Source organism: Arthrobacter sp. 05L421 (assembly GCF_056397785.1).
This window is the reverse complement of the sequence record NZ_JBFTOC010000043.1, coordinates 1-7,885: the sequence shown is the minus strand read 5'-3', so window position 1 is coordinate 7,885 and position 7,885 is coordinate 1. Positions and strand designations below refer to the sequence as shown.

The 7,885-nt window shown below is 59.2% G+C and carries 4 protein-coding genes and 1 pseudogene; 2 read left to right on the top strand and 3 right to left on the bottom strand.

Features of this window, described 5'->3' with window-relative positions:
- Positions 1-207: 207 nt before the first annotated feature.
- A complete protein-coding gene (locus tag AC1DKQ_RS22170) occupies positions 208-1,596 on the bottom strand; it encodes an APC family permease (RefSeq protein ID WP_476920252.1) in 1,389 nt (462 codons plus the stop codon).
- A 1,243-nt stretch (positions 1,597-2,839) separates the two neighbouring features.
- Between AC1DKQ_RS22170 and AC1DKQ_RS22165 the strand changes: the two genes are divergently transcribed.
- Positions 2,840-4,201, top strand: coding sequence for an NAD-dependent succinate-semialdehyde dehydrogenase (locus tag AC1DKQ_RS22165; protein WP_476920251.1), 1,362 nt, complete (start codon positions 2,840-2,842; stop codon positions 4,199-4,201).
- Positions 4,202-4,724: 523 nt separating this feature from the next.
- Entirely contained in the window at positions 4,725-5,840 is a 1,116-nt protein-coding gene (gene ald, locus AC1DKQ_RS22160; RefSeq protein ID WP_476920250.1) for an alanine dehydrogenase, read from the top strand.
- A 128-nt stretch (positions 5,841-5,968) separates the two neighbouring features.
- On the opposite strand, the gene AC1DKQ_RS22155 is transcribed toward ald, so the two are convergent.
- Positions 5,969-6,964, bottom strand: a complete 996-nt coding sequence (locus tag AC1DKQ_RS22155; RefSeq protein WP_476920249.1) for an IS110 family RNA-guided transposase — start codon at positions 6,962-6,964, stop codon at positions 5,969-5,971.
- A 428-nt stretch (positions 6,965-7,392) separates the two neighbouring features.
- Positions 7,393-7,548 (bottom strand): annotated as a pseudogene (locus tag AC1DKQ_RS22150) (IS481 family transposase); the annotation flags it as partial.
- Positions 7,549-7,885: the final 337 nt, after the last annotated feature.

Sequence of the window (7,885 nt, the reverse complement as noted above, 5' to 3'; positions counted from 1 at the left end):
AGGTGCTTTTGGGCAAGATCCTGTAGTTCAGAGGACTCTTTAGCCGCTGCTGACGTCTCAGGTGCAAGCGTTTCGGTTGGCGTTGACATGATAGTTCTCTCTTTCTAGGTGAATCCCGCCTGCCCGTGCAAAGTGGCAAGCGGACGGGGTGTCTGGCACTAAGGTGGTGCCATTCTTTTGCCGGTTAGGAGTTCCTGGTGTTGTTTCCTAACGGGGAGGGAGTTCTGGTGTCTCGCTTTCCTCAAAGGTGACCTCTGGCAGTCTGCGGCGGAACATGCGGGTGAGGAACAGCAACCACACCAGGCCCAGACCGACCCAGATGAAGCCCACCCAGAAGGCGATTTCCGTGAGCTGGCTCCAGAGCCACAATGTGAGGGCCACACCTATGCCCGGAAGGACTGCGTAACGGAGGATTGTGCGTGCCCCGCGGTTACCCTTGTCGATCACGTAGTGCTTGATGACAGTCAGATTCACGAAGGTGAAGGCCGAAAGGGCTCCGAAGCTGATCAGTGCCGCGGCGGTCGTCCCGTCGACGAAAAGCGCGGTGAGACCAAATGCACCCGAAATGACGGTCGCATTGACCGGGGTGTTGAAGCGGCTGTTCATTTGCCCGAAGACGCGCTTCGGTAGTGCGGCGTCTCTTCCCATTGCGTAGAGAATGCGTGACACGCTCGCCTGGGATGCCATAGCGCAAGCAAAAAGTCCAGCGCAGTAGGCGGCGGTGAAGAACACGGCCAACCAATCTCCGCCTGCGTGGGTCATGATCTCCAAGGTGGCAGCGTCGATGTTGACGAATGAGTAACCGGGGAAGACCATCTGCGCAACATAAGCGATGACCATGAAGAGACCCCCGCCTAGCAAAGTGCAAAGCAGGATTGCCCTGGGGATTTTCACCCTCGGATTATCGGTCTCTTCCGACAGCGTGGACACCGCATCAAAGCCCAGAAATGAAAGGCAAAGCATTGCAGCGCCGGCGATGACGCCGCCGATGGGCATGTCAGGGGAGAAGAAGGGCGTGAAGGGTGACGGTAAGTCCTGACCGCCCATTTTTTGGACGGAAGCCAGAATAAAGACAGCAACGAAGACCACCTGGAACCCGACCAAAACCAGGTTCATTTTGGCCACCATCTTGATGCCGAAGATGTTCAGCACTGTGACGAGGGCAACAGCGCCGACGATCCAGACAGCGGCTGGCACGTTCGGAGTAAAGGGCTGCAAATAGATGCCCAAAAACAGGTAGCAGATCATGGGGAGCAGAATGTAGTCGAGCATCAAGGCCCAACCAACGAGGAAGCTCGTATTGGCACCAAACGTCCGCCTCACGAACGTGTAGGTAGAACCCGAGCTCGGGTGCGCCTTCACCATCGCGCCATAACTGGTTGCCGTGAATAGCATCGCAACCAGAGTCACAACGTAGGACGCCGCAACATGCCCCTCGCTCAGGACGCTCACATACCCAAAGGTTGTGAATACCGTCAACGGCACCATGTAGGCCAACCCGAAGAGGACCAGTGCCGGCAAGCCGAGCACACGTTTAAAGCCAGGGGCTGCTGCACCAGCCTCCGGCGAGGCGGCTTGGGAAGTGGAAGAAATCATGTCGGAGCCACTTTCTTTACGGTTCTACTGGTTCAGCGATATACGCGGCGCCAGCAGTTCTTCCACCCTGGTGGAATCTTTGCACTCAGGGTGGACTATTAGAAGCTTGATGAAACGCCGCATCGATGGTGCGACGGGGCTCTGCAATACAGGGATCACGTCGTAGGGGTCCAAGGAAGAGCCGAATGCTGGAAACGTTGTTTGAACGTATACTCCGATCGAAGCGTGCAATCAGTAAAGCATGACGACCCTGCCCGTGTGAAGTGGAGCACGAAAAATTTCCTATTTGCGGTCACAGGGCTCGGGGGCGTCCTCTTCCCGGCACCCCGAGCATTCCCTTGGCTGGGCGTACGACAGGTAGTTGCCCGCCGCAAGACGGGTCGGGGGCCGGCTCACTTTGCCTGGGCGATCGGGCGGGTTCGATACGGGTTTTTCTATATGCGGGCTGCGAGCCCCTTCCCCGCGGACGGGACTCTGCCGCGCAGACGCATAGCCGCCGCCATGCAGGCCATGTCCTGAGTGTTTCCTAAGCACTGACTGAACGACCCCTTCCTGGCGCGCAGACTAGAGCTTCGCCTTTATGGCTTATGCCCACGGCCGCTATTTCCCCGACGTCATCGGCGGCGAGCAATTGGCCCCGCCCTGGCATCAGCAATAAAGCGGACTCCGACAGGGTGCCGGAGCACGTATACAAGCGTGCTGGCGACAAAGCAGCGGCTAGGCGTGCGATCTCATACGGGACTATTAGGCGAGGCGGCTACCACCCGATAGTGGCTCGAGGCATGCGTACGATTTCCGTTTGGCCACTAGGAATGAAAATGCTCCACCGCTACCGCCGCGCCTGCTGTCACTCCCTCGTAACGGCCTGGCTGCACCCCGGACCCCAGCTGAGAGCTCCCAGGGCTGGATGTCAGGAAGCCTCCGCCTCCGCCTTCGGCCCGCTCGCCCGAGCCGAGGCAGCGTAGCGTGGGATCCACCTTTTTCCTCTCATCAATGGGCGAGAAGTTCCGCCAGGTCTACATCCAGTTCCGGATTGCGGTCACTGCGGGGACAGGGGGATGGGTGGCGTCATGGTTTTCTAAGCTAGAAAAACCGCCGCTTGTGCCGCGCGTCACGAACGTGCTCTACTAGGGAGTGGGCTCCTAACGGAGTACACTTTCAATTGGCGGGTTGGTTATTATTGTTGACCTTGCCTAGGTAACGTCTAGCGTCCCTTCATGGGCCGCTCAGGATGGAGTCGTAGATGTACCAGATCGTTAATCCTGCAACTGGCTTGCTAGTAGAAGAGTTTCCAGCTGCAACTGACGAGCATGTGAGCGAAGCGATTACCCGCTCACATGAGGCGTACCGGTTGTGGCGGGATCGCCCGGTCGAAGAACGGGTCTTGGCTGTAAAGCGCGCCGGCGAGCTTTTCCGCGAGCGGAGTGAGGAACTTGCCGTCATCATTGCTCAAGAGATGGGCAAAAGGATTGATGAGGGCAGGGGCGAAGTCCAGCTATCCGCTGACATCTTCACCTACTATGCCGAGAGTGGGCCGGCGCTGATCGCGGACGAACCGCTGGACATCCGGGGCGGCAAAGCGCTGATACAAAAGCGGCCCGTCGGTTCTGTGATCGGTGTTATGCCGTGGAACTATCCGTACTACCAAGTTGCCCGATTTGCTGCGCCAAATTTGGTTTTGGGCAACACCATCCTGCTCAAGCATGCGCCCAACTGCCCCCGCTCGGCTGCAGCAATCGAGCAGCTCCTCCACGATGCCGGCGTTCCTGAAGATGCCTACATCAACCTCTACGCAACGAACGAACAAATTGCCTGGATGCTCGCCGATGAACGCATCCAGGGCATCTCTCTCACGGGAAGCGAACGGGCTGGCGCGGCGGTGGCTGCCACAGCCGGACGCCATCTGAAAAAGTGCGTTCTGGAACTGGGCGGATCAGACCCATTGATCGTGCTCGATACTGCCGACTTGGACAAGACTGTTGAAACAGTTGTCAACGCGCGGATGTATAACAACGGCCAGGCCTGCAACTCTCCCAAGCGAATCATTGTGTTGGACGACCTGTATGAAAAGTTTGTCGACAAAGTCGCCGCGCGCATGTCCCAGTTCAAGCCAGGTGATCCTCGTGATCCGCAGACTACGCTCGCCCCGCTCTCGTCTCAGCGAGCCGCCAACGAGCTGATCGAGCAAATTCAGGACGCAGTCGAAAAAGGAGCTTCTCTGCTCAGCGGCGGGAAGCATATTGACCTCCCAGGCGCTTTTGTCGAGCCAGCGGTCCTGACCGGAGTGACACAGGAAATGCGCGCATACTCTGAGGAGCTTTTCGGCCCGGCCATTGTGATCTACCGGGCCGCTACCGAGGACGAAGCTATTGCCTTGGCCAACGACTCAGTTTATGGCCTCGGCGCTAGCGTTTTCAGTGCAGATCCTGCCCGTGCCCAGCGGGTGGGTGACCAGCTTGAGTCAGGAATGGTCACAATCAACACGCCGCCGGGTTCGCTGCCTGACCTGCCTTTCGGAGGTATTAAGCGCTCAGGTATTGGCCGCGAACTCGGCGCCCTTGGTATTGAAGAGTTCATGAACAAGAGAGCCGTCCAGTTGGCTTAAGGTGCTCTTTGTCAGGAAACGGCGAAAGCGTCCATGAGGCCGCGGCGGGCCAATACGCAGTACCTCGCAGCCCCCCGGCTTACTTCTGGCGCCGCACTCTTTACATAGCTCGAACGGGTGGAAGCTGTGCATGAGATGCACCGCATTTCCGGAAGTGAGTGTGCAGTCCTCTGGCTGCGCCCCACAAGCTCGGCGTCCCAGGCAACTAGGCCACGCCGACTAACGCCAATGCAAGGCAAATACAGCTGCCGATCGGCAAGTAAAACGGAACGAATCCCACGATCTATAAACAACAGGCATTTGGCAGGACACGCGGAGAGGTCATTCTGACGAAATCTGCAGCACTTGGTTCGCCATCTCAATTGGCTGGAGCTTCGACCGTTGGACTGTTTGATCAACTCAAGTCCGACCCCGGTTGATTCAGCGCCGATCCCAGAAACTGCGCAGTTGAAGGCAACGGCCCTACCCTTTTCTCTTTTCCCTTAACCCCTTAAATCTCCCTTTTATTCAGAAGGTAATTCACATGATCGTCTCTATTCCTAAAGAAATTAAGAACAACGAGTTTCGTGTAGCAATCACGGCGGCAGGCGTGCACGAATTGAAGGCCAACGGACATCACGTACTCATCGAGTCTGGTGCCGGAGAGGGTTCAGGCATCAGCGATCAGGAGTACATGCTCGCCGGCGCCGAAATCGTTCAGAATGTGGACGAGTTGTGGGCAAGGGCGGAAATGGTCTTGAAAGTCAAGGAACCGATTTCCTCTGAATACCGCCACTTCCGAGAGGGGCTAACGCTCTTTACATACTTGCATCTTGCAGCCGAGCCAGCTCTTACAGAAGCGTTGCTGACGGCGGGTGTTACGGCCATCGCCTACGAAACAGTTCAAGCAGGCCGCTTCCTGCCGCTTCTGGCTCCAATGAGTGAAGTGGCGGGCCGGCTCGCGGTAACTGTTGGCGCGAACTCCCTGATGGCTCCTGCTGGAGGGAAGGGCGTGCTTCTGGGTGGGGTTCCGGGCGTGCGCGCGGCGAAAGTCACAATCCTGGGCGCAGGAGTTGCCGGGACCAACGCTGCAGCAATGGCCGTCGGTCTCGGTGCAGACGTTTCCATCCTCGACATCAATGTCGCGCGCCTACGAGAACTCGATGCCCAGTACGCGGGTCGCCTAAAAACCATCGCCTCGAACAGCCTCGAAATCGAACGCTCCGTGACTGAAGCGGACCTCGTAATTGGTTCAGTGCTCATTCCTGGTGCGAAGGCTCCCAAGCTTGTTAGCAATGACTTGGTGTCTCGAATGAAGCCAGGAAGTGTCCTTGTGGACATCGCCGTCGATCAGGGGGGCTGCTTCGAGGACACTCGACCCACTACCCACGAGAACCCAACATTCCGAGTGCACAACACAGTGTTCTATTGCGTCGCCAACATGCCAGGAGCGGTTCCTAGCACCTCCACCTACGCACTAACCAACGTCACCCTGCCTTATGCCCTTGCTTTGGCGAACCTAGGGGTCAAGAAGGCCCTCGAAAAGGACACTGCGCTGGCTGCCGGGCTCAATATCGCTGGAGGCAAGGTCACAAATAGATCAGTCAGTGACGCTCACGGGCTTGAGCTAGCTGCCTGGTCGGATCTCGTAAGCGCTTGACTCTCTCCCCGGTCGGCTGCCTGCCCAGCAACAGAGGTGGGCGGCCGACCCCGATCGGGACTGTCTCTAGCTCCTCCGTCAAGCGGCGAGGATGAGCGTGCTGGCTGCGGAGGTCTTGTGATCGTCGATCAGGGCTCGGTATACGACGTCGGATAGTCGGCGTTTGAGGACGCGCAGTGCTTCCATGCCGCCGTCCCCGCCTGCTTTGCGGCGGGCCAGAAGCTCTCGCGCGCCCGGATGGCAGCGGGCCTGGGTGAGCGTATCCGGTGCAGCGCCGCGTTCAGCTGTCTGTTCCCGGTCCGGGAGAGTCGGTGCCGGGCCTTGTTCGAAGACCACACCGGCAGCGGGGCAGTGCCGTTATGGCGTGCGTAGGCGTCCTTCGAGCGGAATCGCGTAACGCCGGCGGTCTCTCCCAGGATCTTCGCCGCCGTCAAGGACCCGCAACCGAAGATCGCCAGCAGTGCCGGAGCGATGACCGGGATCCGGCGGCTGAGTTCGGCTGTGAGTTCATCGATCTCCTCGGTGAGGCGGTGCAGATGGGTGAGGAGCCGTTGAGCGAGGTCGGCGACGATCCCGGCGAAGCCGTCCAGGTGGAATTTGATACGTGCGAACGCGCTGGCCCGGTCGAAGTTGGCCGGGGCCGCCCATGCAGGATCGAGCTCGTGCAGGTGCCAGCGGAGCCGGCTGATCACGCGGGTCCGTTCAGCGACGAGGTCCTCGTGGTGGTCGACCAGGAGGCGGATCTCACGTTCGACGCCGTCGAGACGTGCGACGGGCAGATCGGGTTCTCGCAGGGCGGCACGTGCGACCGAGAGAGCGTCGATCGGGTCGGACTTGCCGAACGTGCGGGCGCTGTCCCGAACATGGGACATCAGCTTCGGAGGCACCCGCACGACCTGTTCGCCCGCCGCGATCAGGTCGCGTTCCAATCGTCTGCTCAGATGCCGGCAGTCCTCGATCGCCCAAAGCCGTTCCTGGTCATCATGCTTGTTCGCCCATGCCAGCAGGGCGAGATGGTCGTTGCTGGTCGTGCCGATCGTCTTGACCGCGAGCTGCCTGCCAACCGTGTCCGCGATCACGGCCGTGTGGGAGCGCTTGTGCGCATCGATTCCGATGATCACCATGGTCTTGTCTCCTTTCTTCTACGGGTCGGGATGCAGGGCCGGCCGGTCGGCATATCCCAGTCAGGGGCGATGCCACGCTCCTCTCAAGCCAGACCGACCGGTCCCTCCGCGCCAGCCGGCCGCACTACAGACATAAGCCACGAAGGCGAAAAACGATGGAGCGAACCAACCGGCACACCAAAATTGTGACACTGGGAATAACGGTGTGGGTCCGGCCTGATCCGAAGGAGAGGGCCGTGTCAGAGTCCACGACCGAGATGACGGGGGTGATGATCGGTCCTGTGACGGGAGAGATCGATCAGAAGGAGCTTGCGAAGCGGTTGCTCGCGCAGGCCAAGAGCAAGGCATGAGCCTGGTAGGCCCGGGCGGAGCACCTCGGGCACTAGCATGGCCAGACACCGTTCGCAGCCAACAGGACATCCGAGCAGGCCAAGCCTTTTGATGTCGACATGGACCCGATCCCCGGGATCCGTTATGTCAGTAGCGGCGGACTACTCTCCCCGTGCTCCGGGTCCAGCCAGGTCAGTTTTGCCAGCCGGTGGCGGGACAGCACACGGTGCAGTGGAAGGGTGGATACCCGGCAGATCCGATACGGGCAGGGCCCTACCGCCGGTTCACAGGATTGTAAACACCGCCTAGGATGCCGGGTAAATTCGTTAGGTTCAAAAGGGCGATTTGGGAGGACGGCTAGTCAGGTGTCAAACCACTGAAACCTTTGATTTCCTAAACATCTCATTGTCAGGCCTGGCGTCTACGCCCTATTGACCTCATCTGGGACTGCCCCCGGTTTTGTTGACTCCTTGACCTAGCGAGCTTGTGCTCGTGGAAGGATGTTGACCATGCCCACGGCTTATGGGGCGGAGTTCCGCCAGGATGTTATTGATGTGGCCCGCAAGGGCGAAGCGCCGCTGGCGCAGATTG